This is a genomic window from Streptomyces sp. NPDC055025 (genome assembly GCF_053608565.1).
This window is the reverse complement of record NZ_JBSGVS010000147.1, coordinates 1-1,338: the sequence shown is the minus strand read 5'-3', so window position 1 is coordinate 1,338 and position 1,338 is coordinate 1. Positions and strand designations below refer to the sequence as shown.

The window sequence follows — 1,338 nt, the reverse complement described above, 5'->3', positions numbered from 1 at the left end:
CGGAGGGCTTCAAGAGTGCCTGAGAATTGCGTTTAAGCCGGAATATCACGATTTGGCGAAAGCAATTTCTCTGTTGGAACGCGAGGTGTCAGACGTATCACCTGAGTGGTATCAGTTGATGTTGAAAATCTTGTGCGCGGAAGATAATGCGGCGCGTGCATATATGTGGGGATACGATATACCAACAGTCTATAAGGGGCTGGACGAAGTGCACGATTCGGTTATAGTCAGGTTGCTAGAACCAGAAACGAAGGGGGCAGTGCTTGAATGGTACCGCCAGGTTGTGCGGGAACGAGAAATACATATTTTTGTCGTTGACAAGCATGCGCATTCCGGTCGTGTATATGCATTAAATAGATTCCTAGTGAAATTATTGCTTACTCTCACGAAGAGAAATCTAGTAACGCGGGTCTCGGTTGAGTTGACGGGAGGCGCACCGACTGGACCGGCAGACATCGGCCCGATTGACCGTTCTGGAATTGACCAGGATGATGGTCCGCAAGGCACTGCCTCCAAGGAGGATTTGTTGCGACATGCCGTTTTTGGGGCCATTCCCAACCAATATGGAGTGGTGCGGTAAACGCCGGAGGCGTGCATAGCTGAAGAGCATTCGCGGGGCGCCCGCGCGCAGAGATGGACGCCCTTTCAACCGTGGCTGTCCACCCACGCTCGGCACCATCTGAGGCCCGCGAGTTCAGCTTCGTTCTCCGTCTCAAAACTACCGAGCACGCCCGAGGTTTCAACGAGCTTGTTGTTTCGCGTGATGGTGCCGCTGGCAGCAAATCCGTCGCCCTGCCGGATGGCATGTCCCCAAATCGAATACCCTCGGTACAGCTCTGCGTCCATAAGCGGGTCACCGCTGGCTGGGCGCCGGGTCAATCAACGCGCAGTACATGGCTTTCGGAGTCAGCATAGGCGGGAGTTTCTGCGTGCCGTGAACTAGGTTGATGGGACGGGTGCGCCACGCGTGGACATTCCGTTGGTTTCAGCTTCTCAGCGTGAGTCGTTCATGGTGCCGACTCGAAATCGGCCAACTTCACTCGAAATCTATCAATAAAAGCCGCGTATCGGCGAAAGTCATCGAAATTCACCAAGACCGTTTCCTTGCTGGCCGTCTCGCTGGCGTTGCATTCGGAACGCATGTGATTCGCGTCGACCATGTTGGGGGCGCGCACTGGCGCGGGGACGTACCAGGCACACCATCGGCTCCGATGACCATCCGTTGTCCGGCGGCCACCGTAAGCGCAGCCGGCGGATTGTTCTTGACGGCATTTGCCATCATCGATTACCTTTTGGTCGTTCGCACTTCTCCGCGAGCTCCGTTACCTCGCTGCATAC

At 55.4% G+C, this 1,338-nt stretch carries 2 protein-coding genes; one reads left to right on the top strand and one right to left on the bottom strand.

Features of this window, described 5'->3' with window-relative positions; genetic code table 11:
* Positions 1 to 580, top strand: a 580-nt coding sequence (locus ACWGDX_RS39280; RefSeq protein WP_453633611.1) for a hypothetical protein, incomplete at its 5' end; no start/stop codon positions are given.
* Positions 581 to 645: 65 nt separating this feature from the next.
* Here the strand turns inward: ACWGDX_RS39280 and ACWGDX_RS39275 are convergent.
* Positions 646 to 846 carry a hypothetical protein gene (locus ACWGDX_RS39275; protein WP_198113257.1) on the bottom strand — a complete coding sequence of 67 codons (201 nt, stop codon included), beginning with the start codon at positions 844 to 846 and terminating at the stop codon, positions 646 to 648.
* Between the last annotated feature and the right edge of the window lie 492 nt (positions 847 to 1,338).

What these genes read in the sequence shown, in the direction of transcription:
- ACWGDX_RS39275 (WP_198113257.1), bottom strand. Translation starts at nt 846, where the DNA reads ATGGACGCAGAGCTGTACCGAGGGTATTCGATTTGGGGACATGCCATC.